At 70.4% G+C, this 26365-nt stretch carries 23 protein-coding genes; 15 read left to right on the forward strand and 8 right to left on the reverse strand.

Annotation, left to right across the window (positions count from 1 at the left end):
• The first annotated feature begins 10 nt into the window (after positions 1-10).
• Genes E5671_RS29945 through E5671_RS29960 form a run of 4 tightly spaced genes read left to right on the forward strand, consistent with a single transcriptional unit; the run spans position 11 to position 3688 of the window.
• Positions 11-751 (forward strand): polysaccharide deacetylase family protein, encoded by a 741-nt coding sequence (locus tag E5671_RS29945; protein WP_237330771.1) that lies wholly within the window; start codon positions 11-13, stop codon positions 749-751.
• A complete protein-coding gene (locus tag E5671_RS29950) occupies positions 748-1920 on the forward strand; it encodes a glycosyltransferase (RefSeq protein WP_160507000.1) in 1173 nt (390 codons plus the stop codon). Before E5671_RS29945 ends, E5671_RS29950 begins: the two co-directional genes overlap by 4 nt.
• Complete coding sequence (locus tag E5671_RS29955; protein ID WP_160507001.1) at positions 1920-2579, forward strand: lipopolysaccharide biosynthesis protein; 660 nt, start codon at positions 1920-1922, stop codon at positions 2577-2579. The genes E5671_RS29950 and E5671_RS29955 overlap by 1 nt, the downstream gene beginning before the upstream one ends.
• A complete protein-coding gene (locus E5671_RS29960) occupies positions 2579-3688 on the forward strand; it encodes a GNAT family N-acetyltransferase (protein WP_160507002.1) in 1110 nt (369 codons plus the stop codon). Before E5671_RS29955 ends, E5671_RS29960 begins: the two co-directional genes overlap by 1 nt.
• A 22-nt stretch (positions 3689-3710) precedes the next feature.
• On the opposite strand, the gene E5671_RS29965 is transcribed toward E5671_RS29960, so the two are convergent.
• Positions 3711-4862, reverse strand: a complete 1152-nt coding sequence (locus E5671_RS29965) for a glycoside hydrolase family 26 protein (RefSeq protein ID WP_160507003.1) — start codon at positions 4860-4862, stop codon at positions 3711-3713.
• A gap of 130 nt (positions 4863-4992) precedes the next feature.
• Here E5671_RS29965 and E5671_RS29970 point away from each other — a divergent pair, with 130 nt between their 5' ends.
• Both E5671_RS29970 and E5671_RS29975 read left to right on the forward strand, forming a co-directional pair.
• Positions 4993-6324, forward strand: a complete 1332-nt coding sequence (locus tag E5671_RS29970) for an ATP-grasp domain-containing protein (protein ID WP_160507004.1) — start codon at positions 4993-4995, stop codon at positions 6322-6324.
• Positions 6324-7604, forward strand: a complete 1281-nt coding sequence (locus E5671_RS29975) for an NAD(P)-binding domain-containing protein (RefSeq protein ID WP_160507005.1) — start codon at positions 6324-6326, stop codon at positions 7602-7604. Before E5671_RS29970 ends, E5671_RS29975 begins: the two co-directional genes overlap by 1 nt.
• Before the next feature lie 190 nt (positions 7605-7794).
• Here E5671_RS29975 and E5671_RS29980 read toward each other — a convergent pair whose 3' ends face one another.
• From E5671_RS29980 to E5671_RS29990, 3 genes are all read right to left on the reverse strand, one after another.
• Positions 7795-8661, reverse strand: a complete 867-nt coding sequence (locus E5671_RS29980; RefSeq protein ID WP_160507006.1) for a chaplin family protein — start codon at positions 8659-8661, stop codon at positions 7795-7797.
• Between the two features lie 98 nt (positions 8662-8759).
• Positions 8760-9017, reverse strand: coding sequence for a chaplin (locus E5671_RS29985; protein WP_160507007.1), 258 nt, complete (start codon positions 9015-9017; stop codon positions 8760-8762).
• Positions 9018-9226: 209 nt separating this feature from the next.
• Entirely contained in the window at positions 9227-9637 is a 411-nt protein-coding gene (locus tag E5671_RS29990) for a rodlin (protein WP_160507008.1), read from the reverse strand.
• 206 nt (positions 9638-9843) lie between these two features.
• On the opposite strand from E5671_RS29990, the gene E5671_RS29995 reads away from it, so the two are divergent.
• Positions 9844-10254 carry a rodlin gene (locus E5671_RS29995; protein WP_160507009.1) on the forward strand — a complete coding sequence of 137 codons (411 nt, stop codon included), beginning with the start codon at positions 9844-9846 and terminating at the stop codon, positions 10252-10254.
• Positions 10255-10324: 70 nt separating this feature from the next.
• Here the strand turns inward: E5671_RS29995 and E5671_RS46470 are convergent, their stop codons facing one another.
• The gene (locus E5671_RS46470; RefSeq protein ID WP_237330264.1) at positions 10325-10519 is read right to left on the reverse strand and encodes a hypothetical protein; all 195 of its coding nucleotides are present in this window, start codon (positions 10517-10519) and stop codon (positions 10325-10327) included.
• Between the two features lie 342 nt (positions 10520-10861).
• Here E5671_RS46470 and E5671_RS30000 point away from each other — a divergent pair, with 342 nt between their 5' ends.
• From E5671_RS30000 to E5671_RS30025, 6 genes are all read left to right on the forward strand, one after another.
• Positions 10862-11791, forward strand: coding sequence for an LCP family protein (locus E5671_RS30000; protein WP_237330265.1), 930 nt, complete (start codon positions 10862-10864; stop codon positions 11789-11791).
• Positions 11792-11902: 111 nt separating this feature from the next.
• Positions 11903-12310 carry a rodlin gene (locus E5671_RS30005; protein ID WP_160510499.1) on the forward strand — a complete coding sequence of 136 codons (408 nt, stop codon included), beginning with the start codon at positions 11903-11905 and terminating at the stop codon, positions 12308-12310.
• Between the two features lie 104 nt (positions 12311-12414).
• Positions 12415-12714 (forward strand): trypco2 family protein, encoded by a 300-nt coding sequence (locus E5671_RS30010; protein ID WP_160507011.1) that lies wholly within the window; start codon positions 12415-12417, stop codon positions 12712-12714.
• A gap of 11 nt (positions 12715-12725) precedes the next feature.
• Complete coding sequence (locus E5671_RS30015) at positions 12726-13793, forward strand: effector-associated domain 2-containing protein (RefSeq protein WP_160507012.1); 1068 nt, start codon at positions 12726-12728, stop codon at positions 13791-13793.
• A 124-nt stretch (positions 13794-13917) separates the two neighbouring features.
• Positions 13918-14085, forward strand: a complete 168-nt coding sequence (locus E5671_RS30020) for a hypothetical protein (protein ID WP_160507013.1) — start codon at positions 13918-13920, stop codon at positions 14083-14085.
• A 29-nt stretch (positions 14086-14114) separates the two neighbouring features.
• Positions 14115-15995, forward strand: coding sequence for an HEXXH motif domain-containing protein (locus tag E5671_RS30025; protein ID WP_160507014.1), 1881 nt, complete (start codon positions 14115-14117; stop codon positions 15993-15995).
• 49 nt (positions 15996-16044) lie between these two features.
• Here E5671_RS30025 and fxsT read toward each other — a convergent pair whose 3' ends face one another.
• The 3 genes from fxsT to E5671_RS30040 all read right to left on the reverse strand — a co-directional run bounded on the left by fxsT (position 16045) and on the right by E5671_RS30040 (position 23148).
• A complete protein-coding gene (fxsT, locus tag E5671_RS30030; protein WP_160507015.1) occupies positions 16045-19944 on the reverse strand; it encodes an FxSxx-COOH system tetratricopeptide repeat protein in 3900 nt (1299 codons plus the stop codon).
• 398 nt (positions 19945-20342) lie between these two features.
• The gene (locus E5671_RS30035) at positions 20343-21794 is read right to left on the reverse strand and encodes a VMAP-C domain-containing protein (protein WP_160507016.1); all 1452 of its coding nucleotides are present in this window, start codon (positions 21792-21794) and stop codon (positions 20343-20345) included.
• Positions 21795-22041: 247 nt separating this feature from the next.
• Positions 22042-23148 carry a threonine synthase gene (locus tag E5671_RS30040; protein WP_160507017.1) on the reverse strand — a complete coding sequence of 369 codons (1107 nt, stop codon included), beginning with the start codon at positions 23146-23148 and terminating at the stop codon, positions 22042-22044.
• A 232-nt stretch (positions 23149-23380) separates the two neighbouring features.
• On the opposite strand from E5671_RS30040, the gene E5671_RS30045 reads away from it, so the two are divergent.
• Together E5671_RS30045 and E5671_RS30050 are read left to right on the forward strand one after the other, a co-directional pair.
• Positions 23381-24955, forward strand: coding sequence for a S8 family peptidase (locus E5671_RS30045; protein ID WP_160507018.1), 1575 nt, complete (start codon positions 23381-23383; stop codon positions 24953-24955).
• Between the two features lie 161 nt (positions 24956-25116).
• Entirely contained in the window at positions 25117-26331 is a 1215-nt protein-coding gene (locus E5671_RS30050) for a DUF4190 domain-containing protein (protein ID WP_160507019.1), read from the forward strand.
• The last annotated feature ends 34 nt before the right edge of the window (positions 26332-26365 follow it).

Consider the following 26365-nt stretch of genomic DNA (forward strand, 5'->3'; position numbering starts at 1 on the left):
TTCGCGGCGCATGCGGCACTGGCTGCCCGAAGCGCCGATGTGGGTGGCGATGTACCACTCCGTGGACAACTGCGCGGACGACCCCTACAAGATCACCGTCTCGCCCGAACGCCTCGCGGCCCAGCTGCGCTGGCTGCGGAGGCAGGGCCTGCGCGGGGTCAGCATGTCGCGGCTCCTCACGGCGCGTGCCCGTGGCGAGGGACGCGACCTGGTCGGCCTCACCTTCGACGACGGGTACACCGACTTCGTCACCAACGCCCTGCCGCTCCTGCACCGCTACGACTTCGACGCCACCGTCTTCGTGCTGCCGGGCCGCCTCGCGGGCGACAACGCGTGGGATCCGCTGGGTCCGCGCAAACCGCTGCTCGACGGGGAGGGCATCCGCCGCGCCGCCGCCGAGGGGATGGAGGTCGCCTCGCACGGCCTGACCCACGTCGACCTCACCCGGGCGAGCGACCGGCTGCTGTGGCAGGAGACCAGCGGCAGCCGGGTCGCCCTGTCCGACCTCATCGGCCGCGAGGTCGAGGGCTTCTGCTATCCGTACGGCACCGTCGACCAGCGCGTCGTCGACACCGTACGAGCGGCCGGCTACCGCTACGCGTGCGCGATCTCCCCGGGCTCCCTGACCGGAGTGCACGCCCTGCCGCGCGTCCACATCGGGCAGGAGGACACCGCCCTGCGGCTCCAGCTGAAGCTGCGGCTCAACCGGCTGCGCCGCCGTACGGTCCGCGAACCGGCGGTGACCGAATGAGAGCCCTGCACATCATCACCGGCCTCGGAGTCGGGGGCGCAGAGCAGCAACTGCGGCTGCTCCTGCGCAACTTGCCCGCCACCTGTGACGTCGTGACCCTCACCAACCCGGGGCCGGTCGCCGACGGCCTGACGGCGGACGGAGTGCGCGTCATCCACCTGGGGATGTCCGGCAACCGCGACCTGGGCGCCGTGCCACGCCTCGCCAAGGTCATCCGCGGCGGCGGATACGACCTCGTGCACACCCACCTGTTCCGCGCCTGCCTCTACGGGCGCATCGCCGCACGCCTCGCGGGGACGCGAGCCGTCGTGGCCACCGAACACTCCCTCGGCGACTCGCAGATGGAGGGGAGGCCGCTGACCGCGGGCGTCCGCGCGCTGTATCTGACCGGCGAGCGCCTGGGGCGGGCCACGGTGGCGGTCTCCCCGTCCGTCGCCGAGCGGCTCAGCCGATGGGGGGTGCCGCGGCAGCGTATCCACGTCGTACCGAACGGCATCGACGTCGAGCGGTTCCGCTTCGACCCCCGGGCCCGGATCGCCGCACGCCGTCAACTGGGCCTGCCGGACGAGGCGTTCGTCGTCGGCGGGGTGGGCCGCCTCGCCCCCGGCAAGCGTTTCGACGTCCTGCTGCACGCCTTGGCCGCGCTGCCCCGGGACGTACGCGTGCTGCTGGTCGGTGGCGGCCCCGACGAGGCCAGGCTGCGTGTGGCCGCCGCCCAACTGGGCGTTGCTGACCGCGTGTTGTTCGCGGGGGAGCGGCCGCATATGTCCGGGGAGGGGTCTCACCTGTCCGGGCAGGGGCCTCATCCGTCCGAGGAGGGGCCCGACCTCCCGGCGCTCCTCGCCGCCATGGACGTCCTCGCGTCGCCGTCGCCCGAGGAGGCCTTCGGCCTCGCCGTCGTGGAGGGCATCGCCGCCGGTCTGCCGGTGCTCTACGTCCGGTGCCCCGCTGTCGAGGACCTCCCGCCGGACGCGGCCACCGGCGCCGAGCGCGTCACGGGCGACCCGGATTCCTTCGCGCGGGCGCTGCTGCGGGCCCGGTCGGCGGGGCCACGGCCGCGCCTCCCGCTGGAGGCGGCGCACCACTACAGCATCACCCGCAGTGCGGCACAGCTGATGCACGTCTACGAGGCAGCTGCCTCCGGCTCGACCCCGAGAGTGAGTTCCTGATGACCGATACCCTCAGCCGGCGGTTCCGCCCGGCAGGACCGGCCCCGATGCTGGCCCGCGTCAAGCGACTGCCCGCCTGGTGGCTCCTGCCCGCGGGAGCCGCGCTCGGCGCCCTCACCGGCGGTCTGTACGGCGTGGTCAAGACGCCCGAGTACACCGCCACGAGCTATGTGATCGCCGTCCCGCAGAAGGACTCCGACCCCACCGCCGCGCTGGGCTTCGCCACGGCGTACGGCCGGGTCGCCACACAGCTCGCGGTGCTCGGCGACGCCCAGGTGGAGTCGGGCGTCTCGCCGCAGACGCTGCGCGAGAGCGTGCGGGCGGCCACGTCGCCCGACGCCCCGATGATCTCCATCTCGGCGACCGCGGCCAAGCCCGGCAAGGCGGCCGACATCGCCAACGCGGTGTCGCGCTCCCTGACCAACAACGCGAACCACACCAAGGACAGCACCCAGGTACGACTCCTGCAGCTCTCCCGCGCGGTCAAGCCGGCCGACCCCGCGTCGGCGGCGGCGCCCATGACCGCCCTGGTGGGCGCCTGCGCGGGAGGCCTGCTCGGCGGGCTCGCCCTCCTCGTGCGCCCCCGCCGCGGCGAGGGCGCGACGCCGGCCCCGGTGCCGGGCCCCGCGCAGTCCGCCGATCTCGACCGGGACAGGTGATGGCGGTGGACCACAGCGCCCTGACCGTCGAACTCTGCACGGACGAGGCGGAGTTCGGGAGCCTCGCGGCGGCGTGGGCCCGGCTGCACCGCAGGTGCGGGACGGCGACGCCGTTCCAGAGCCATGCGTGGCTGCACTCGTGGTGGCTCTCCTACGGCAGGCGTGGGCGGCTCCGCGTGGTCCTCGTGCGCAGGGACGGCGAGCTCGTCGCCGCGGCGCCGCTGATGCGCGCGTACGTCCCGCTCCCGGCGCTCGTGCCGCTGGGCGGCGCGATCTCCGACTTCACCGACGTGCTGCTCGACGACGCGTTCGCCGACGAGGCCGCGGACGCGCTGGCCGACGGCCTGGCGGAACTGGCCCGCGGCGCACTGATCGACTTCCGCGAGGTCCGGTCGGGCGCCGCCGTGGAGCGCATCTACGAACGCTGGCGCGGACCCCGGCTGCGCCTCGTGGACTCGCTCTGCCTTGAGCTGCCCGCGGCGTCGATGGAGGAACTGCTCGGGCGGCTGCCCGCGCCGCGCGCCCAGCGGGCGCGCGCCAAGATCCGGAAGCTGGACAGGCTGGGCGTCGAGCGACGGGTCGTACGGCACGACGAGGTGGACGCCTCGGTGCGCACGCTCCTGCACCTGCACCAACTCCAGTGGCAGGGGCGCAAGGTGACCGCCGAGCACCTCCAGGAGCGGTTCTCCGAGCACCTGATCAGGTCGGTGGGGCTCATGGTCAGGTCGGGCGACGCGGTGGTCACCGAGTTCCGGCTCGACGACGCCGTGGTGGCCGCCGATCTGACCCTGCTCTCGCCCCACCTGGTCGGCGGCTATCTGTACGGGGCGCACCCGCGGCTGAGGGAGCGGAAGGTGGACGTGGCGACGATGCTCCTGAGCTCCTGCACGGAGCACGCCGAGGGCGACCGCGACCGGGTGCTCAGCCTCCTGCGCGGCAACGAACCGTACAAGCACCACTGGCGCCCCGAGGAGGCCGCCAACCACCGGCTGCTCCTCGCCCGCAGGCGCACCGCCCCCGTGCTGCGGGCCGCCGCATGGGACGCGGCCGCCCGCAGCCGGGGCAAGGAGCTCCTGCGGGAGCGCCGGGAACGCAAGCAGCGGTCCTGATCAGCCCCTGACCGGCGCCTGATCAGGGCCGCTTGTACCAGTCCAGGCGCATGCACAGCTTGCCGCCCAGCCAGTGCTCGACCCAGTCGCCCAGGTTCAGCGGGGAACAGTTCGGCGGTGTCGTGGGCTTCGTCGGCTCCGGGGTTGTCGGCTCGGTGCCCGTACGGCCGAAGAGCAGGGAACGGTAGGCCTTGGACGACTTGGGATTGTCATCGCACTGCCACACGCCGTGCGGGCAGTAGTCGGTGACGGTGTTGTAGAGCGGTTTGTGCTCGTCCATCCAGGCGAGCATCTTCCGCATGTACTCCTCGTTGTCGCCGTTACGGAAAAGGCCCCACTCCGGGTAGGAGATCTCCTTGCCGTGGGCCTTGGCGAATTCCACATGCTTTCTCAAGCCGTACGGCTCGCTGACCTGCTCGGCGAAATCCGTGCCCGTCGGCTGGTCGTACGAGTCCATGCCGACGATGTCCACGACGTCGTCACCCGGATAGCACTGCGTCCACGGAATGGCGTCCCGGCCCCTGTTCGGCGTGAAGTCGAACTTGAACTTCTGGCCAGGCACCGACCGCATCGTCGTGACGATGCGTTTCCAGTACTTCTTCCAGGATTCCGGGTCGGGACCACATCGATGGGTGTACGTGATGCCGTTCATTTCCCAGCCGAGCACCACCACGGTGTCCGGCACCTTGAGCTTCACGAGCCGCTCGGCGAGGGCGCGGTAATGCTGGTCGAAATCGCCCGCGGCGCCGCGGCGGAGCAGCGAACGGACCTCCCAGTCGCCGACGTGGTCCTCGTTGCGCTCCATCATGGGGACGTTGAGCACGAAGAGCCGGTCGTCCTTCTCGCGCCGCCACTGTGCCCAGCTCTCCAGGAAGTTCGGTGCCCCCTCGATGTTGCTCCACCGGTCGCCCGGCAGATAGGTGTGCCCCACGCGCAGCTCGGCGCCGCCCAGCCATTCGCTGAGCTCTGCCATGCGCTCCACGCCCTGGGGCCCGTAGGTGAGGTAGGCCCCGAACGCGGGCGCCTCGGAGGGTGGCGGGGCGACCGGCGGGTCGGGGTCCTGCCCGGCTCCCCACGCGTAGCCGGGGCCGACGGCGAGCGCTGCCGATACGACGATTCCGGTGGCAATGAATGCCGGCCGTTTACTGCTGGTCCGGCGTCTCTGCAAGGCCATGGCCGCTCCTCATGCTGCTCCTCCGTCTACTGACACTCAGTCATATGTATTCCTATTGCGCCAATCGAGCCCCTAATCCTTTGGGCGTGCCCATCGCCCGCATGGGGGATCGAATTGAGAGAATTTGGCCGTGCTAACTCTCGACACCCGGGTCCCCGCTGTTCTGCTGCGGATCGACCGGAACCCTTTTCATCACGGCACGCTCGGAGCTGTCCGGTCATTGGGCCGTGCGGGAGTGGAGGTGCACGTGGCGGCCGCGGATTCCGCGGAGAGCCCGGTGCGCAGATCCCGCTATCTGCACCAGACACACCCTCCGCCGCCGCCGGGCGCGTCACTCCAGGAAATCTCCGCCGTACTGCGCCTCATCTCCCACCGGGTGGCCAGGCCGGCCGTGCTCATTCCGATGGACGACGCGGGCGCCCTCGCCATCGGGCGCCTGCAGAAAGAACTGGCCGACATCTATCTCCTGCCGGACCAGGCGAGCGGACTCGCGGAACGGGTGGCCGACAAGGCGACACTGGCCCAGGTGTGCGCCTTGGCCGGCATCCCCCACCCGGTGACGCTCATGCCGGAAACACCGGCTCAAGTAGCCGCCGCCGTACAGAAGCTGGGGCTCCCCGCGGTGGCGAAGTGGAGCCGCCCGTGGCTGGTCCCCGGCGGCACGGATCTGCGCAGCACGGTCCTGGTGCGGTCGGTGCGTCAGGCCCAGGAGCTCCACCGGCGGAGCGAGGAGGCGGGGAGCCGCCTCCTGCTGCAGGCCTTCCTGCCGGACGGACCCGGCCGCGACTGGTTCGTCCACGGATACGCCGACCGTGCGGGGGCCGTGCGCGGCGGCGGCTCAGGCCGCAAGCACCGCGCCTGGCCGCGCGGGGCGGGCCTGACGGCGGTGGGCGAGTGGACGCCCGACCCGGGCCTGCGGTCCTGCGTGGAGAGACTGGTCGGAACGCTGGGCTACCGGGGGATCTTCGACCTCGACTTCCGGGTGGACTCCGCGACCGGCGAGCACTGCCTGCTCGACTTCAATCCGCGGCCCGGCGCCCAGTTCCGGCTCTTCGCCGACGGGGCCGACCTGGACGTGGTGCGCGCCCAGCACCTGGACATGACACATCGGCCGCTGCCGGCCGCCGCCGTACTCCCGGGCCGCTCGTTCGTCGTGGAGAACTACTCCCCGCTGGCCGCCCTGCGCGTCCTGCTGACGGCGGGGCCGGCCTCCACCGCGTCACACCGCCGTGAGCTTGCCTGGCACGCCCGGGACGACATGGCGCCCGCGCTCGCCATGTGGGTGCTGTGGTGCCGGCATGTCACGCGGCGGCTGCTCGGCCGGCTGCGGCGGACGGTGCGTCCCGCCGGGCCACCGGGGGAGGGGGTGCGGGTGCGGATGGTGCGCCAGGCGGGCGCGCCCGACGGCTCAGGGCGCGCCGACGACGCCCGTACCGATGACGAGAGAGCGAGCAGCCGCTGATGTACGACCTGTTGGTTGTCGGAGCCGGTCCTTACGGGCTCTCCATCGCGTCACACGCCGCCGATGCCGGCCTCGACGTACGCGTCTTCGGCAGGCCCATGGCGTCCTGGCGCGACCACATGCCGCGGGGGATGTTCCTGAAGTCGGAGCCCTGGGCGTCGAACCTCTCCGACCCGCGGCGCCGCTACGGCCTCGCCGCGTACTGCGAGCGGGGCGGGATGCGGGCCCGGCACGGCGAGCCGATCTCCGTGGAGACGTTCGCCTCGTACGGCCTGTGGTTCGCGCGGCACGCCGTACCGGACGTCGACGAACGCATGGTGGCGTCGGTCGGCGCATGTCGCGGAGGCTTCGAGGTGGTCACCGATGACGGACAGGCCGTCCGCGGCCGCACGGTGGCCCTGGCCGTCGGCGTGATGCCCTTCGTCGAGATCCCCTCGGCGCTGCACGGGCTAGCCGCGGAGCACGTCTCGCACAGCAGCCACCACCGGGACCTGGACCGCTTCCGCGACCGGGACGTCACCGTGATCGGCGGGGGCCAGGCCGCCCTGGAGACCGCGGCGCTCCTCGCCGAGCAAGGAACACGCGTGCGGGTACTCGCCCGGTCGCGCCGGCTGAGCTGGAACAGCGTGCCCCCGGCGTGGAAGCGCCCGTGGTGGGAGTCCGCCCGCGCTCCGCACAGCGGCCTCGGCTGCGGATGGCGCAACTGGTTCTACGCCGAGGTGCCGGGCGGCTTCCGGCGGCTTCCCGAGGCCACGCGCGCCCGCGTCTCGGCGTCGGCGCTCGGCCCGGCGGGGGCCTGGTGGGTGCGCGACCGGGTCGAGTCACGCGTCGAGGTGCTGCTCGACCACGAGGTCGTCACGGCGTCGGTCGCGGCGGGCCGGGTGCGGCTCGCGACCGTGCGCAACGCGAGCGGGGGTCCGGACTTCGACACCGACCACGTCATCGCGGCCACCGGCTTCAAGGCCACGAGCGCCCGCCTCGGACTGCTGGCCCCGGACGTGCGCGGCAGCCTGGAGGTGAACGCCGCCGACGAGCCCTACGCCACCGTCGAGTTCGAGTCCTCGTACCCCGGTCTGTTCCTGGCGGGTCTGGTGACGGCGTCCAGCTTCGGCCCGGCCATGCGCTTCGTGCACGGGGCGTCTTTCACGGCGCGTCGGCTGGTACGGGGCGTTCGCCGCAGCCTGCGGCGGGGGCCGCTCGACGCCCATGACCGTCAAGCACCGAGCGGGAACCTCGCCTCCCGGGAACTCGATCAGGTGATGCCGTCGGCGAACGGGTGAATCGGTTCTTCGTCCATGGCGATCAGGTGGTGGACTCTGTCGTCATGGGACGGGCCTGGTTGCCCTCCGCCAGCCGTCGGCGCCTTCGCCGTAGGTCGGCAACACCCCCCTTCGCGGGCCGGCCCCCTCCCGCTCTGGCGGGGAAGAGACCCTCGGGTGTCTCTTCCCCGCCAGCGGCTTGTCCGGGGTGCTAGCGGCGCGATGAGGCCAACCCGCGGCGGTACAGGATCCCTCCGCCGACCAGCAGAGCGGCGCTCGCGGCTGCGGCGGCCAGGAGGTCCTGGTCGCTTCCGGTCGCGGCGAGCCCGGTGGCGGCGTGCGGCGCCTCGTGGGCGGCCGACGGCATCTGCCGAGCGATCGAGGTCGATGACGCGACGTACTGCGGCTGCTGCTGGTCGGCCTTCACCGGCGGGACGGCGCGCTCGTTCGGTGGCTCGACGGCCCGCGGAGGCGTCTCGTGCGAAGGCGGGGTGTCGTGCGAAGGCGGCGTCTGGTGCTCGTGCCCCGGGGGAGTCGGCGCGGCCGCTCCGTTGGGGCAGCCGTTGCCGGCGGTCGGGTTGAGCAGGCCGACCACGTCCACGGTGTTGCCACAGGCCTTGACCGGAACGTCCGCGGGCGCCTGTGCGTTGTTGCCCGACACGACGCCCGGCGAGTTGCCGGCCTCGCTCCGGGCCAGCGACTGGGTGCCCGCGTGCGTGCCCGAGGACGCGTCCCTCTCCGGAGTGTGGCCGTGCCCCGGCCCGTCGTCCGTCCGGGTGGCCGTTCGCTCCTGCGCCGCCGAGCGCTCCGGTGCGCCGGCGTGCTCCTTGTGAGAGGCCCCGGCGCTCGCACAGTTGTTGCCCATGGCGGGGTTGCCCACGCCGACCACGTTCGCGCTGTTGCCGCAGGCGTTCACCGGCACGTCCACGGGGGCCTGCACGCTGTTCCCCGACAAGACCCCGGGTGAACCCGTCGCCACGGCGTCCCCGCCCGCGGCGAACGCGTTCGAACCGGACAGGGAGAGGATGCTGCTCGCGGCCGCGGTCGCGAGCATCCCTTTACCAATGACCTGTCGCATCTAGTTGTCTTCCTCTGAGCAAGTGGAAAGCCGGCCTTGGAGTCGTAGCGACGGTCCAAGGCCGGCCATGAAAGAGAGCCAGGTGGCTGGGTGCTACGTCAGGCGTTGACGCAGGTGTTGCCGAAGGTCGGGTTCAGCAGGGCGATCACGTTCACGCTGTTCCCGCACAGGTTGACCGGGATGTGGACCGGGACCTGGACGACGTTGCCGGAGAGAACGCCCGGGGACCCGACGGCCGCACCCTCGGCGCCGGCGTCGGCGAACGCGGGGGCCGCCATGCTCATGGCCATCACGACACCAGCGATGATCGTTGCGCTCTTCTTGTGCTTCACAGATGTTCCCTTCTCTGTGGTCATGCCGATCTGGCAGTCGAAACCGAGCGAGCACTTGATTGATGTCTCGCACCATGACCCGCAGCCTGCAAACGAGTTGAGGGCCCGTAAGAAACCATCGGCTCCGACCGTTCAGTAAATTCACCCGAATTACCGCATTCAAAAATGAAGAAGCGCCCGGGCTGCCCGGCTTGAAGCAGGCGAGCAGCCCGAGCGGTCCTCACGTCGACGGATCAGCCGTTGAGCTCACCGTTTCCGGACAGGACCGGGATGTCGTTCAGGATGTGCGACAGCGGCTCGTCGCCCTTGGCCTGCGTCGAGTTCTCGGTGCACTGCTGGTTCTGCGGCGCCGACAGGATCGGGATGTCCTGGATTCCGATGTTCACGAGCGCGACGATCGACTGGATGTTCGCCTTGACCGGGAGACCGATGCAGGGCTTGTTCAGCGAACCCTGGACGAGGGAGAGCTGGGGGCTCATGTCGCCGTGCGTCGAGGAGTTGCCGTACGACTGCTCGGATCCGTTGCCGCTCAGGGAGGTGGTGCCGTGGTCGTCACCGATGGCCAGTGCCGACGGGGCCGCGGCAGCGGACATACCGACGACGGAAACGGCAACTGCCGCCGTGGCCATAGCCTTCTTCATCATTTTGTGTGTTCCTTTTCTGGCAGAAGCTCGAGTCACTGCGCGCTGACCAACCGGTCGGCACGAGTTTGAGTTTCGGGGCTTCACTCGGTTGGGGCCCCTGCCGGCCTCGCATTGGGCCATCGGAGTGAATGGCAGCAACTAAGCGCAGGGCGTGGAGTTAATCAGAGCGCTCCGGCGAACGGGGTTTCTCCAGAAGGGAATTAGTTGTGATCAAGAAGGGTATGGCTGCAGCCGCGGTTGCCGTCTCCGTCGTCGGCATGTCGGCCGCCGCAGCTCCGTCGGCGATGGCCATCGGCGACGACCACGGCACCACGTCTCTCAGTGGCAACGGCGCCCAGCAGGCGTACGGCAACTCCGCCACGTACGGCAACATGAGCCCGCAGATGGCGCTGATCCAGGGCTCGCTGAACAAGCCCTGTATCGGTCTCCCGGTCAAGGCGAACCTCCAGTCGCTCGTCGGGCTCGTGAACATCGGAATCCAGGACATCCCGATCCTGTCGGCGCCGCAGAACCAGCAGTGCACCGAGAACTCGACGCAGGCCAAGGGCGACGAGCCGCTGTCGCACATCCTCTCCGACATCCCGGTCCTCTCGGGGAACGGGAAGGGCAACAGCTGATCCCCCACGCATTGCACAGCGGGCCGCCGTTCACCGGCGGCCCGCTGCCGCGTTCTACGCCCCCGTGCCGTCAGCCGCGTGGCCAGTGATCGCGTGACATGAGGGCTCGCCACTCCTGGTCGGGGCGCCCGGGAACGGTTTTCCCCTGCCTTTCCCAGAAATCCTGCAACGACGTGAAGATGGGGTCATCGACGCGGCTTTCCGGAGAATTCCTGCTCACCGGGATGAGGCCCTGCCGCTTCCATTGATGCTTGAAGTCAGCCATGTTCCCTCGCCATCGACGGGCGTGTGTCGAGCGTGTCGAGCCATCTGTTCCAGATGTGGAATCCGGGGAAACCGAACGGATTGGGGCGAACGAGTTGTTGTTCGTGCGCGCCACGAAATCCGGCGCTCCGCAGTGGCGTCGAGCGGTTTACCGTTTCTTCGCCCCGGTTCCCCCGCAGCGGAGTTCAGCTTGCTCACTCACTTCTACTCACCGACCGGATCCCGGCGTGCTCGAAGTCTGCGTATCGCCCTTTCGGGGGTCCTTCTGATCGCCGCTGCCGCTGGAATGGGAAACGCCACGGCACTGCCGCTGCCAGTCCAACGCGTCGATGCCTTCGGCGACATGAAGAATCGACCGGACGAGGGAAGCGGTACGAATATCCTCCTGATGGGGACCGACGGCCGCGACACCATCACGCGCAAGGAGAAGCGGAAGTTCTACGCGGGCGGAGTCGCCTGCAACTGCACGGACACGCTCATGCTGGTCCATGTCTCCGAGGCCGGGGACCACGTCAGTGTCGTCAGCCTCCCCAGGGACTCCCACGCCGACATTCCGGCGCACCGGGACGAGGCCACGGGACGGGAGCGTCCGGCGCATCCGGGGAAGATCAACGGCGCCTATGCGGAAGGCGGTCCCGCGCTGTCGGTGCGGACCGTCGAGGGAATGACCGGCGTCCGCGTCGACCGGTATCTGCAGCTCGACTTCCGGCGCTTCATGGACAGCGTCGAGACGGTCGGCGGCGTGCGGGTCTGCACGCCCCGCCCCCTCAAGGACAGGACCACGAGGCTCGACCTCGCGCCCGGCAGCCACCTGCTGGGCGGCGGCCGGTCCTTGCAGTACGTCCGCTCCCGCCACGTGGACGCGAGCGCCGACTTCGGGCGGATCCAGCGCCAGCAGCGCTTCCTCCTGGGCGCGTTGCGCAGCGTACGTACGGGGAACGTCCTGGCCGATCCGGTGCGGGCAGCGCGGCTCGGCCGGTCGCTGGTCGGAGCCGCGCGGGTGGACCGGGGGTTCAGCACCGAGCAGATCCTGACGCTCGCGGCACAGCTGGGCCGTCTCCCGGCGTCGTCCATGGAGTTCACCACGGTGCCGGTCAGCGGCTTCAGCGAGAACGGGTCGCTCAAGTGGGACCGGGCCAAGGCCGGCAAGGTCTTCGCGGCCATCAACCGGGACCGGCCCCTGACGCCCCCCGACTCGAAGGCCAGGCTGAGCGATCCGCCGAGGTTCGGGAGCCCGGCGACCGTCCGGGGCGGCACCCTGGAATGCCGTTGACGGCCGTCTGATTACTCGGCCAACCGGGTCGAAGGTCGCAACCATCACCGTGTCGGGCAGTTGATCATCACGCGGCTCTGCCAAGGGAGCCCGCTCTTGAAGGGAATCAAAATGAAGAAGCTGTGGGCATCCGCGGCCATTGCCGCCTCTGTCGCCGGAATCTCGGCGGGAATGGCCCCCCAGGCCATGGCGATCGGTGACGACCAGGGCACGACGTCCCTGAGCGGCAACGGGTCCGAGACGGCGTTCGGCAACTCCGCGACCAAGGGCAACCAGAGCCCCCAGCTCACGCTCGTCCAGGGCACGCTGAACAAGCCCTGCATCGCTGTGCCGGTCAAGGCGAACATCCAGTCGATCGTCGCGCTCGTGAACATCGGAATCCAGGACATCCCGATCCTGTCGGCCCCGCAGAACCAGCAGTGCACCGAGAACTCGACGCAGGCCAAGGGCGACGAGCCGCTGTCGCACATCCTGTCCGACATCCCGGTCCTGTCCGGCAACGGCCAGGGCAACGGCTGACCTTGCCCCCAGGGGCCGGCCGTCGTCGCGCCGGCCGGCCCCTTCGGCTCTCCTCGTGTCGCCTCCACCGTGTGGAGGCGACACGCCGGGGGTAGAGGCCCGGCGTGATTGAACTCGCCGAGATGATCGCGCAGTTACGTGGGCAGCTCGCCGCCGCCATGGCCGCGGCCGAGGAAGAAGAAGTGCGTTTCGAGCTGGGTGCCGTGCAGCTGGAGGCGGAGTTCGTCGTACAGCGGTCCGCGGGCGCGGACGGCAAGATCCGCTTCTGGGTCGTCGAGGCAGGCGCCTCCGGCCAGCAGGTGAACAGCACCACCCACCGCGTCACCCTCAGCCTGGAGCCCCGCGTCCGCGGCTCCGATCAGCGGCCCTGGGTCCGCGGTGACCGGACCGCACGCGAGCGCTGAGCCCGGACACCATGTCGGCGTCGGAGGGTCTCGAGGCGGCGCGGGTCGCCGAAATACTGGTGGAGAGGCCGGGCGGAGAGCCCGGACGGCGCGGGTCCGGCTACCGCGTGGGGGAAAGGTCCGTACTGACGGCCGCACATGTGGTCGCGGGACCCGTGACGTCGGTGCGGGTGCGCTTCGACGCCGATCTGCCGGGGGAGTGGAGCGCCGACGTACGCGTCGTGCTGCTCGCCGAGGCCGTGGACATGGCCCTCCTGGAGATCACGAACGTGCCGCACGGGAGTGCGGCTGTCGGGAGCCCCCGCTATGGCGCCGTGCCCGAATCCGATGTGGTGCTTCCCGTCAGCGCGATGGGCTTTCCCCGTTTCAAGCTGCGGGACGACAGAATGCGCCTCCTCGACGACGGCCTCCCCAGCCAGTTCCGGGACTCCTGCCATGTCTCGGGGACCGTCTCCGTCCTGTCCAACCGCCGCGAGGGCACACTCGAACTGGCCGTTCTCGCGCCGCGCGCGGACCCCGAACCGGAGCGTTCGCCCTGGGAGGGGATGTCCGGTGCGGTGGTCTGGTCCGGCGGTGCCGTGATCGGTGTGATCAGTGCCCACCACCGCTCGGACGGCCTGGGGCGGCTCGCGGCCGGCAGGGTGGAACAGTGGTACGGCGCGCTCTCCTCGGCCGAGTTGGAACACCTGCACAAGGAAGCGGGTCTGCCCATGCCTGGAGGGCTCCGTTCCGCAGCGGATCCGGAGTGGGTGGCGGCGCCCGCCAGTCTGGCCGAACTCCCCTCTGACCTGCCGTTGCGTGAACTGATGGGGCTCGTCGACGCGTTGGTGGACGTACCGGCCCTGAAGGACGCGAGCGGCCTGGGTCTGGTGCTCTCCAGCATCGACGCGGAGATCGCTGCGAACCGGCCGAGGGACTCCAGGCTCAGGATGGACATCTACGGCGTCGTGCGCACCTGTCTGCGCTACCGGGGCACGCTAGATCAGCTCCTGGAGACTGTCCGGCTGCTGGAGGGGCAGTCGATGGAAGTGGCCCGCCTCGACCGTGAGGCGGCTCAACTGGCCAAGCGATACTGCTGACTTGATGTCGGGCACGGCTCGGATGCGGGGTTTCGCAGCGTGCCGTGCTGGGCCATCATGAGGGGGAAAGGGATGGCGCATGCACGGAATCGCGGGAGGGGACTTGGCAGCCGTGGAGCAATCGATGCCTGCCGTCGAGTCCGATCTCGTAGATCTCTCGGGGGTTTCTCTTGAAGCGCTGCTCTCCATGGACGGTACGGCCATCGCCGTGTCGCTGGAACAGCTCCTGCGGCACATTGACGGCCCCCAGGCCATCGCCGTGTCGTACAACCCCCCGGACCGCATCGACTGAGGAGCTCGGTACGGTGCGGTGGAGGGCCCATGGCGGGTGAGTCCGCGATATCTGCGGATCTGTCGTTCCACCAGCTCTCGGCGGCCGGTGCCCGTGCTCTCGCGCGCGGCGAGGGCGGCAAGGACGTGGTGGACGAGCTGCTCGCCGCCGAGCGGAGCCGCCGGCTGCTGATGCTGCGGGCCCTGGACGACGGACTCTCCCGGAGCGGCCCGCCGCTCGGCCTCGGTGCGGCGCTCTCGCCGGACGCGGCCTGGGCGCTCCTTGAGCGGGTTCAGAAACAGTCGCCCGAGGCGTTCGAGGACGTGCTCATGTGCCCGCACACCGGCATGTGGCTCTCGCTCGCGTTGCGCCGGCTCAGGGGCAAGTCGTACGAGGACGCGCCCTTGTGGGTGGTGACCGGGCATCTGTCGGCGCTGGCCGCGGCGGCGGGAGCACGGGCCGGCCTGGACTTCTCGATGACCGTTCCGGTGCGCCGCGGCGTCGTGCCGCTGCCTACGCTGGGATGCGCGGTGCTTCCGGTGACCGAGCCGTGGAGCACGGCCGAAGTCGTGGCCGAGAAGGGGTCGTTACGCGTCATCGGCGGGAACGGCGAAGTGACGGTGCCCGGCGACCGGCAGGAGAGCGGTCCGGGCTGGCATGCGGTGCGGCGCGTGAGCGTCGGGTCCGGAGACGGCGTCAAGCGGCTGGCCCTGGAGGAGCTCGACCCCTACCGGACGTTCCCCCGCCCGAGCGAGCCCTCCCTCATGTCGGCTTCGGAGGACGTGAGCTGGCGGAAGCTGCTGGCCGCCGCGTGGGAGGTCCTGCTGCGCGACGACGCGGAGAGCGCCGACGCGATGCGCCCGGGGCTGATGTCGGTGGCGCCGGTGTCGGCCAGGGAGCGGTTCCGGCCATACAGCGGGACAGCGGGCGACGCGTTCGGCAGCGTCACGGCCTCCCACCCGGACGACGCGGCGCAGCTCGCTGCCACGCTGGTGCACGAGTTCCAGCACACGAAGCTCGGCGGTCTCATGCATCTGGAACCGCTGAGCCGCCCGGCATCGGACCCGGAGCAGCCGGACGAGCTCTTCTACGCTCCCTGGCGCGACGACCCGCGGCCCCTGGGCGGCCTGATGCAGGGGATCTACGCCTTCACGGGCGTCACCCGCTTCTGGCGTGCCCACCGGCATGCCGCCGACGCCGCGTACGCCCCGCTGGCCCACTTCGAGTTCGCGCTGTGGCGTGCCCAGGTGTGGTCCACGCTGAATCTGGTCGCCGGTCATGGGCAGTTGACGCCGCTGGGCCGACGCGTCATCGAGGCCCTGCGCGAGAGGTGCGCGGAGTGGATGGCCGACGCGGTGCCCGGCCGGGAGCTGGAGCTGGCAGGGGAAGCCGCTGCCGACCACCGGGCCCGCTGGCGCGCGCATCATCTGCGGCCTCCCGTCACGGCCGTCGAGGAGGCCGTACGAGCCTGGCAGCGGGGGGAGAGCCGCCCGCCGGCCGCCCTGGCGGCCGAGCCCGAGCTCGTCCCGGACCCGGAAGGCAGACACTTCGACGTCGCGGCCATCCTGGCCCGCTACCGCGTCAGCGAGCCCGAAGGGACCTGGCGGCAGACCGCGGCCATGGCGGACGGCATCAAGGGTGTCGAAGCGGCCGACGTCCTGCTGGCCCGCGGCGACCGCGCCGGAGCCCGGGACGCCTACGCCGCCCAGCTGGCCCGCGACGGCGGCCCCGTGACCGCCTGGGTGGGCCTGGGACGGGCGCTCGGCGGCGATGCGGACGACGAGGGCGGCAGTGCCGCGGCCCGGCTCCTGCGCCGGTACCCGGAGCGGGCCCGCGCCATGCGGGACGCGCTGCGGGCCGACACGGGCGACGGCGCGGACCCCGTACGGCTCGCCGAGTGGCTGGGCCGGGGCGGGACGACGGGACGCTAGAGAAGGCCGGCCCGGGCGCGAAGCCCGCGGCCGGCCTTGCCTCTTCGCGTTACAGCGACACCGGGTCGATGTCGCAGTTGGCCCGCATTCCTTCCTTGGCCTGAAGGGTCGCCGGGTGCGGTCCGGCCTCCTCGCGGATCCGGGGAGCGTCGAGCACGCGCTCCATGCGCTCCAGGGTGTCGGCCCGCAGCGTGTTGCCCGCGGTTTCCTCCCCGACCGCGATGAGGTCCATTGCGAGGTTGCTGGCGCAGGCCAGGGTGGTGGGGTGGTCGGGACCGAAGGTCGACTGGCAGAGCGCGAGCGTCGTCTCGCCACGCCTGCGCGCGTCCTGGTGGTGGGAGCGCGCGGCCAGGTCGCTCGCCAGGTTGATCGCACAGGCCAGCGAGATCGGGTGGCCGGGGCCGAGCCGTTCGGCGAGTGAGGTGAGAGCCGCCTCGTTCAGCCTGCACGCCTCGTCGGGCTGGCCGAGCAGGCGCAAGGTGACCGCGAGGTTGATGTCGGCCGACAGGACGTGCGGGTGGTGCGGGTCGAAGATGTTGCGGTAGCCCTGACAGGCCTTGATGCCGCGGGTGCGTGCCGCCTGGAGGTCGCCGTTCTGGCGCAGCGCCACCGACAGGGTCAGCGCGGTGGAGAGCGACTGGGGGTGGGTGTCGCCGTAGCGCCGGGTGAACAGGGCGTAGGCCTCGGTGGCGAGTTCCAGGGAGCGCGCGTGGTCGCCCTCCTTGCGGAACGACTCGCTGAGCTGGCGCATCACGCCGACCGTGGAGGGGTTGGCGCGGCCGAACACGTCACGGAAGGCGCCGAGCACCGCTTCCTGGAGGGCGCGGGCGCCGACGTAGTCCCCGGTCTCGCGGACGTCGATGGCCACGGAGTTCTCCGTGACCAGGGTCCGCTGGTCGTCGCGGCCGAACAGCCGCATCTTCAACCCCAGGGTGTGGCGGTCGAGTTCGAGCGCGCGGCGGAACTCGCCGGTCAGCCGCAGGCTCACGCCGAGGTTGTGGGCGATGTTCATCGTCGTGGGGTCGTCCTCGCCGAACGCGCGGCGGGCCCGCTCGAAGGCGGTCTCGTCCAGCTCGGCGCCCAGGGCGAAGTGGCCTTCGACGCGCCGTACGGCCGCTTCGAGCTGGATCGCGTCCAGGGCGTCTTCCCGGGTGTCCTCGCGGTCGGCGGGGGCGGTGCGTTCGTAGATGCCCTTGAGCTGGTCCACCAGGGCGGCCGCGTCGTCGTAGCGGCCGACGACGCGGTACATGATGCACAGCCACTGGCCCATGAGGACGGTCTGCTGGTCCTCCTCGCCGAAGATCGTCAGCCAGGTGTCCCAGGCCTGCTCGGAGAAGTCGAGCGACACCTCGTGGTCGCCCCAGTAGTAGAGGTACTTGGCGATGTTCATGACGAGCTGACGCACCCACGGCTGGTCGGACTTGATGGCGTCGGAGGCGATGACGTGACCGTACAGCTCCGCGTAGCGCTGCCAGCTGGCTGCGTTGTTCGGTGATTTCGGGTCAGCGGCGGCCAGCAGGGTGTGGGCGCCATGGCGCATGCGGGACTGCTCCTCAGGGGTCATGCGGTTGTTCAGGACGAGCTGAACAAGGCGGTGCATCTCGATGGAGTTCGTACGGTGGTCGATGCGTGCGAGGGAGTAGCGGTTCACCTCCCTTATGGCCCGCGCGAGCCGCATCGGGTCGTTCAATGTCGCGTCGAGCTCGGGGAAGATGCTGCTGTTTCCCAGGCCGGAGAAGATGGACCGCGAAATCGGGTCGGGTGCGAAGTACGAGCAGAGCTGCAGCAGCCGCAGGGCCGACGGGCTGCGGTTCTCCAAGTGGTCGAGGGAGACGTTCCAGGCGGCTGCGACCGGCAGTTGGTAGTCCGGCGGCGGGGCCACTTCGAGGAGTTCTGTGCGCTTGTCCTCGAACAGCCGGAGGTACTCGGACGCCGGCATGCCCGTCTCCGCACGCCATGCGGCGGCCTGCTCCAGGGCGAGCGGCAGGTCTCCGAGCGCCTCGGCAAGCTGGTCGGCCTCGTCGTCCTGGAGAGGCGGCCCGGAGTGGCGCAGGAGTTCCTTGCTCTCCTCGCGGGTGAAGACGTCCACCTCGAGAGAGCCGCCGACCAGGCCCCACCGCCTGTTGCGCGAGGTGACCAGGATCGTGCCGTTGCCCCCTGTGGGGAAGTAATGGCGAACCTGTTCCGGATTATCGGCATTGTCGAAAATCAGCAGCCAGCGTGAGAAAGGACGGCCCTCGCGCAGCGCCTCGCGCACCGCGGGTCCCGCGATATTGGCCTCGGTGCTCGTCTCCAGGCCGAGGCGCCCCGCCAGCTCCACGAGCGCCTGCCCGATCTGGCCGGGCCGCTCCGAGGGAATCCACCAGACGATGTCGTACTCGGCCTGATGGCGGTATGCGTATTCAATGGCCAGCTGGGTCTTGCCCACGCCGCCCATGCCGTGAATCGCTTCCGGCAGGACTGTGGTCGTGCCTTCCCTCAGACGCTCGCCGAGGAGTTCGAGGAGTGCCATCCGGCCGGTGAAATTGGGGTTCCGAGGCGGTAGGTTTCCCCAGACGCGCGGCTGTGATGTGCGGTCCCCCTCCATCGTTTGCTGGGGCGTAGTCGACATCACCGATGCTCCTTCAGGATCGGGCCGAGAGACGGGGGTTCCACCGCTTTTCTCCAGGCTGACTGCGTATCGACGATCGTGCCAGCCAAGTACCCCTGCCAGCAGGGCGGCGCGCTGCATGAAACGTCCGGAGAGTGCTCTCAGCGCGGCGAGCTCCACGCGGAGGAAACCGATATTGCGACTGTTCACCCGGGGCATGGCCAGGGTGTCGAGCGGTTCGGCGGGGGAGGGGAGCAGCGAGGGGGCCCCTGTGCCGTCACCTGCCAACAGCGCGCGTACGTCGTGCAGGATCCGAGCGGTGTCGCTGCGGCGGCCCAGCGCGAGCAGCTCCTCGCGGATGTCGGGAGCGAAGGAGAACGCCACATCCGTGACGTCGTCCCCCTGTCCCCCGCTGGGCCGGACGAGGCCGCTCATCAGCAGCTCCGACGCGTGCACCGGGCCCGCTCCCGGTGTGGTCTCCAGGACCTTGCGGATGAGGGGGAGGCTCAGCGGGACGGCGGATAAGCGCGTCGCCAGGGTGAAGGCCGTGGGCGAGGCGCCGGCGCGGAAGTCCGACACGCGTTCGGAGGCGGGCACCGTGCTGCGCGGGTCGGGGACGTCGTCCGTCCAGGGCAGGGCGCGCGCGGCGTCGGGCCTGCGCTTCCACTCCCGCGCCCGGATGGCGGACATCTCGAGCCACCGCTGCTCCGGTCCCATGACGAGCTGGGTCCAGGCCTCGGCCCAGCGGTTGGTCAGGGCGAGGACCGGCACGAGGACCGCGTCGCCCTCGGCCTCGGGTTCGTCCGGGTCGCGTGACTCCACCGGGGCCTCGCGCAGCTCCCAGTCGAGCTCGCTGTTGGCCGCCCAGGCGTGGTCGGCGCGCAGCCGCACCCGGCAGACGTCGAGGCCCGTGCGGAACCACAGCTGCTGGGGGAGCACATGCACCACGCCGACGGGACAGGTGCGGCCCCAGGCGCGCAGCAGGGGCATGACGGCGCCCGACCGCCATCCGGCCGCCAGCCCGTCGGTGAGGACGAGGATCACCCGGCGCATGTCTCCGGCGCTGCCGAGCGGTTCCTCGGGGCCCAGGCGCGCGGGGTCGGTCTCGTCCGTGCCGCGTAAGCGCAGCACGCGTACGCGCGCGAAGTCGCCTTCGCGGTTCAGCTCGTCGACCAGGTCGTCGACAGCGTGGTCCCAGACCTTCATCGTCAGGTGGCTGTCGAGCACGAGGACCGCTTCGGAGCGCTCCTGGCTGCCCGACTGGCCGGTCCTCGCATGCCCGAGCCGGCCGAGAACGGACGCGGCTTCACGACGTGCCCGCGTTGCCGGTCCCTGCCGCTGCCCTCCGTCGTCATGCATATGCGCCCTCAAGGCGTCGAGGCGGCCAGGACAATGATGTGGAGTCCCCCAGTGCGCGGGCGTGCGTGACATCCACAAGCGCAGCGTGACAGTGCGCCCGCACAGCAAGCAAGGGGGTACGGCGGCATGGGCCGGGGCGCACGGAAAACGTGCTAGAAGTCACGCCCGCCCCGGGGAAAGCCGTGCCTACGGCGGAAAACGTGACGCCCCCGGCGTGCGGCTCCGTGCGCCCGGTCGGCAGGTGCGTGCGCCCGGTCGGCAGGTGCGTGCGCACGGCCGACAGGTGCGTGCGCCCGGCGCGAAGCAGCCGCACGGCAGCGGAGGCCGGCTCGTTCACGGCGCGGCACCCCCTCTCGCCATGTGCGGGAGGTTCACGGACCCGTCGCCGGCGGGCCCGTTCAACTCGTCACCGGCGCTCGGTCGGGGCCGGGCGGCCCGGGTCTGCGTTCCGGATCGTCGAACAGGATCGCCAGATGGCGCCCCACGTGGTTGTCCCAGCCCTCGGGCCCCAGCGCCAGAGCCTCCTTGCGCCAATTTCCGGCGCGCGTCACCAGGCTGGACAGGCCCCTGTCCTGGACCATCTCGGCGACCGCCTCCTTGAAGGCGGGATCACCGCAGTCACCGCGGTGCCAGATCATCGCGGGCACCCCCGCCCGCAGTCCCGCCATGAACTCCTGGTGGCCGGCGGGTGAGTCGGTGCCGGGTGGCTGGCTCAGTACGAGACAGACCGCGTGGTCGTCCTCCTTCAGCTCGCGCTCCAGGTGGAAGTGCGACTGGCCCGGAGGGTTGAAGTACGAATGGCTGTCGGCGGGCTGCTCCTTGAGCTGGCGCCACTTCTTGTGCCAGGGGCGGTGCCAGGCGGCTTTGCGCAGGCGCTCGAAGCTGCGGATCAGGACGGCGTAGTCCATCACCAGGGGGGTCGGTGACGAGGAGGAGGACTCCTTGTGCCACCACTCCACGGGCTCGCCCAGCAATTCCCACGGGAGGATGAATTCAAGGACGACCGGTTGTCGCAGGTCCGCCCATCGCTCCTCGGTCTGCTCGATGAGGACCTCGACCTCGGCGGGCAGGTCGTCGCGGTGCAGATGCAGGGTCTCGCCCGGCACGGGATGCCAGCCGTCGGCGTCCGACTGCCGCCAGTGGGAGAGGAGATAGCGATCGGGATCCACTCCGTCGGGCTCGAACTGGATCATCAGATACGCGGGCACCATGGGCGGCGGAGCCTGCTGGACCATGCCGCTGCGCTGCCAGTCGGCGATCTGATCCTCAAGGCCCCACGTCCTGGCCTGCTGACGGTTCCAGCGACGCAGGTCCTCCGCTGCCTCCATCTGTCCGTCCTCCACGAGCCGTTCGGCGGCCAGGGCCAGGAACGCCATGCTGACGGGGAGTTCCCTCGCGGCGGTGTTGTCGCCGGCCAGCCGTAGAAAGACTGCCCATCCCGTGTCGCACCACGCGGGCAATTCCTGGGTGCGTGACCGGCTGGCCCGCCGGGCGAGCGTGGCGAGTCCGGCCGATGAGCGCATGTCCCGCAGGATGGGCTGCAAGGGATGCAGGTCGGCGCCGTCGAAGAACTCCACGGCCTCCCATTCGTCCACGAGACGCAGCAGCGACAGAATGGCGGAAGACTGCTGCTCCAGATATTGCAGGCAGCGCACCAGACACCCAAGGCCGTCAGGAATCTGCGCGCAGCGCTCCACCAGCTGGAGCAGCCAGGGCCGCAGCGCGGCGTTGCGCAGGGGCTCCACGGGGGATTCCAGCTCGTCGCTCAGCATGCGCACCCATAGATCGGCGCTGTTCTCCTGTCGTACCGTGCTCGATTCCTGCAGTACGTCGACGATGTCGGCGACCAATTCGTTGCGAACCCTCGCAGGGCTGCGCCCTTCCACCCCCGTGACCTCCCGATCGCCACCAGCAGTCAGCAGTCAGCACTCGTGTGCATCGATGGTGCGGCATCGTCGTATCGATGGTGGTGACAAGCGTACGGCCACAGTTCAGCTCAGGGCAGGCCTCCGGCCATGAGCAGAACAGAGCTGTGACCATTTGCCGTGTGCCGCCAACTCCCCGGTAGCAGCGGCCAGTTAGCGTGCACTGGTGAATTCAATCGCTTGCGAGTCCTGACTTCAAACCCGCCCCGCACAGCGGAACCACGGCCGTGCGCTCGCCGAGTGCGCCGTCCCGTACGGCGGCCCAGCACGCGACGCCGGTCGCCTCGACGTACAACCCGCGTCCCGCCAGATCCAGTTGGGCGTCCCGGATCTGGTCCTCCGTGACGGTCAGGAAGCCACCGCCGAGACCGCGTACGGCCCGGAGGATCTGCCGTGCGCGGGGCGGCCGCGGAATGGCGATGCCCTCCGCGAGCGTGGGCGCCGCCGGGGTGGAGCCCAGGGGCTCGTCGGCGCCGGCGCGCCACGCCTCGGCCAGCGGGGAGACCGCGGCGGCCTGCACGGCGTACAGCGCCGGTGCCTTCGCGATCAGGCCCGCCGCGTGCAGTTCCCGCACCGCGAGCGCCGCGCCGAGCAGCAGGGTGCCGTTGCCCACGGGCACGACGAGCGCGTCCGGCAGCCGGCCGCCCAGGTCCTCCCACAGCTCGTGGACGTACGTCTTGGTGCCCTGCAGGAAGTAGGGGTTGTGGACGTGTGAGGCGTAGAAGGTGCCCGGTTCGTCGGCCGCCGTACGGGCCGTCCATGCCGTCTTCTCGCGGTCTCCGGGGACGACTTCGAGCCGCGCTCCGTGCGCGCCGATCTGCTCCAGCTTCTTCGGTGACGTGCCCTCAGGGACGTACACAGTGCAGGGCAGTCCGGCCCGCGCGCAGTACGCGGCGATCGCCGTGCCCGCGTTGCCGCTGCTGTCGGCGATCACCCGTTCCGGGGCGAGCCGCAGCGCGAGCGCGGCGAGCATGACGGCGCCCCGGTCCTTGAAGGAGAGCGTCGGCATCAGGAAGTCGAGCTTGGCCGAGATCGCGCCATCCAGCGGTACGAGCGGTGTGCGGCCCTCGCCGAGCGAGAAGGCGGGGACGGGCAGCGGCAGGGACTCCGCGTACCGCCACAGTGAATTGACCCTTCCGTTCAGGGACTTCAGCGGTGCGGGATTGGGGGAGAAGTCCAGGTCGAGCGGGCCACGGCAGACGGGGCAGCACCAGGCGAGGGTGCCCGCGGGGACACGGGTTCCGTCGGTGGGGCAGAAACAGTCCGGCAATGCTGTCATGTACGCAGGCTAGTTGGGGCATTTGGGGCGGATGTGTCATGGCGGGTGCGTGGCGGTCATGTTACGTCCGGTACTGACCCTTGTGGGATTCCTATGGATCCGCCAATCTTTCGTCCCGACGAAGGCAAAAGTAGACACGTCAATTGACATGCTCCTGTCGTTTGCCTCCGCGTGTGGGCACCACCGGCTCCACCCCCCACCAGCGCACCACCTATTGAGGAGGACCCCTCAGATGGCAGTGATGCGTCATACCCGCCGAAGACTGGCCGGGATCAGCGCGACAGCGGTCGCGGCCCTCGCCCTCGGCGTCGTATCCGCCCTTCCCGCCACCGCCCAGCCGGGTCAGGCCGAAGGCACGATCGAGAACGCCGGAGCCCCCGGCGCGATACCCGGCAGCTACATAGTCAGCCTCGACGCGGACGCCGCGAAGGCGGACTCCAAGCAGGGCAAGGCCCTGGCCGAGAAGTACGGCGCCGAGATCGACCGCACGTACAAGAAGGCGCTCAACGGTTACGCGGTCGAGCTCTCCGCGGCCGAGGCCAAGAAGTTCGCCGCGGACCCGGCGGTCGACTCCGTCGTGCAGAACCGCACGTTCACGGTCGACGCCACCCAGCCGAACCCGCCGTCCTGGGGCCTGGACCGCATCGACCAGAAGACGCTCCCGCTGAACAACTCCTACACCTACCCGGACTCCGCCGGTGAGGGCGTCACGGCGTACGTCATCGACACCGGAGTCCGCATCAGCCACAGCGACTTCGGCGGACGCGCCTCCTACGGCTACGACGCCATCGACAACGACAACACCGCGCAGGATGGCCACGGCCACGGCACGCACGTCGCGGGCACCGTCGGCGGAACCCTGCACGGCGTCGCCAAGAAGGCGAAGATCGTCGGCGTGCGCGTCCTGAACAACCAGGGCTCCGGCACCACCGCGCAGGTCGTCGCCGGCATCGACTGGGTCGCCCGGAACGCGGTCAAGCCCGCCGTCGCGAACATGTCGCTCGGCGGCGGCGCCGACAGCGCCCTGGACACGGCCGTACGCAACGCCATCGCGTCCGGCATCACCTTCGCCGTCGCGGCCGGCAACGAGTCCGTCAACGCCTCCACGCGCTCTCCCGCGCGCGTGACCGAGGCCATCACGGTCGGCGCCACGACGAGCACCGACGCCAAGGCGAGCTACTCCAACTTCGGCAGCGTCCTGGACCTGTTCGCGCCGGGCTCGTCCATCACCTCGGCCTGGAACAGCAGCGACAGCGCGACGAACACCATCTCCGGTACGTCGATGGCGTCCCCGCACACCGCGGGCGCCGCGGCGCTCTACCTCGCCGACAACCGCGCGGCGACCCCGGCGCAGGTGTCCGCGGCGCTGGTCAGCGCGGCCTCCACGGGCGTCGTCACCAGCCCCGGATCGGGCTCCCCCAACCGCCTCCTGAACGTGGGCCCCGGCTCGACGAACCCTCCGGGCCCCAAGTTCGAGAACACGGCCGACTACGCGATCAACGACAACGCCACGGCCGAATCACCGGTCACCGTGAGCGGCGTCCCGGGTTCCGCGCCTGCCGCCCTGAGCGTGCCGGTCGCCATCAAGCACACGTACGTGGGTGACCTCCAGGTGCAGCTGATCGCGCCCGACGGCAGCGCGTACACGCTGAAGGGCTATGGAACCGGCGGCAGTTCGGACGACATCAACACCACCTACACGGTGAACGCGTCGTCCGAGACGGCCAACGGGACGTGGAAGCTGCGGGTGAGTGACAACGCGGCACAGGACGTCGGGAAGATCGACTCCTGGGCACTGCAGTTCTGAGCAGCTCCTCGTAGCAGTTCTTCCTGGCACCAGCCCTCGTCCTCGCGGTACGGCTCCGGTCCTTCGACCCGGCCCGCCGCGAGGACGAGGCGTTATTTACGATGCGAAGCTCCCGCATCGACTGAACCATCCGAACCATCCGAACCAGGAGCACGCCACCCGTGGACATACCCCCGCCGCCCTACCCGGGCGGCAGCCCTCGGCAGCCGTACGGGCAGCCCCCGTACCCGGGTGGTCCCCAGGTGCCGTACCAGCGGTGGCCCGGCGGGTACTCGCCGTACTCCCGGCCTCCGGTCAACGGCTTCGCGATCGCCTCGCTCGTGTTCGGGATCCTCTGCTTCCTGCCCGCAGTCGGTCTGGTCCTCGGCCTGGTGGCGCTCGCGCAGATCTCGAAGAAGGGCGAGCGCGGCAAGGGCATGGCGATCGCGGGCAGCATCCTCTCCGTCGTCGGTGTCGTGCTGCTTGTGCTGGCTGTCGTGACGGGAGGCGCGCGTGACTTCATGGACGGCTTCAGGGAGGCCGCGCGTGACGCCCGGAACAGTTCCGGGTTCCCTGTCGACAAGGGGGAGTGCTTCAACGTCCCCGGCGGCAAGCTCGAAGGGGCCCAGTACGCCTTCCAGGTCGACGAGGTGCCCTGCTCGGTGCGGCACGACGGCGAGGTCTTCGCTTCGTTCCGGGTGAATCACGGCAGTTACCCGGGCGACTCTGAGCTCACGCACCTCGCCGAGACCAAGTGCGTCGACCTCCAGACCGCCTACGTCTTCGACACCTGGGTCGACTGGGGGGACGCTCAGGTCAACTACTTCGTGCCCGACCGGGACACCTGGCGCCAGGGGGACCGTCACGTCACCTGTCTCTTCGGCGACGCGGAGGAGAAGCGCACGCTGAAGGGTTCGTTCCGCCGCGACGGCACGAACCTCGACGCCGATCAGCTCGCCTATCTGAAGGCGGACAAGGCCCTCTACGACGCCTACTGGACCGAGCCCGACGCGGAGGACTTCGAGGACGACCTGCCGGGCCACAAGGAGTGGGCAGGGCGCGTCGAGAGGGGTCTCGCCGAGCAGGCGCGGCTGCTGCGCGCGCACGACTGGCCCGCGAAGGCGGACGCCGGCATCACCGCCCTCATCGGCGCGATCGAGCAGAACCGCGAGCAGTGGAAGAAGGCCTCCACCGCGAAGGACGCCGACGCCTTCTCCGAGTACTACGTGCCGGCCCAGCGGCACATCAGCGGCGAGCGCGAGGCCGCGGCCCGCAAGCCCCTGGGCCTGGCGACCACTTCACCTCGCGACGCGACTCCCGGGGGCGGCGGCGAGAGCCACGACGAGGACGAGGGGGACGACGGGGACGAGGGGGGCGGGGCGGGCGCTGCCGTGTGACGAGGCCGCTCACCTTAAGGGCCTTTTGTCCGCT

Source organism: Streptomyces sp. BA2 (assembly GCF_009769735.1).
In the GTDB taxonomy this organism is placed as follows: Bacteria; Actinomycetota; Actinomycetes; order Streptomycetales; family Streptomycetaceae; genus Streptomyces.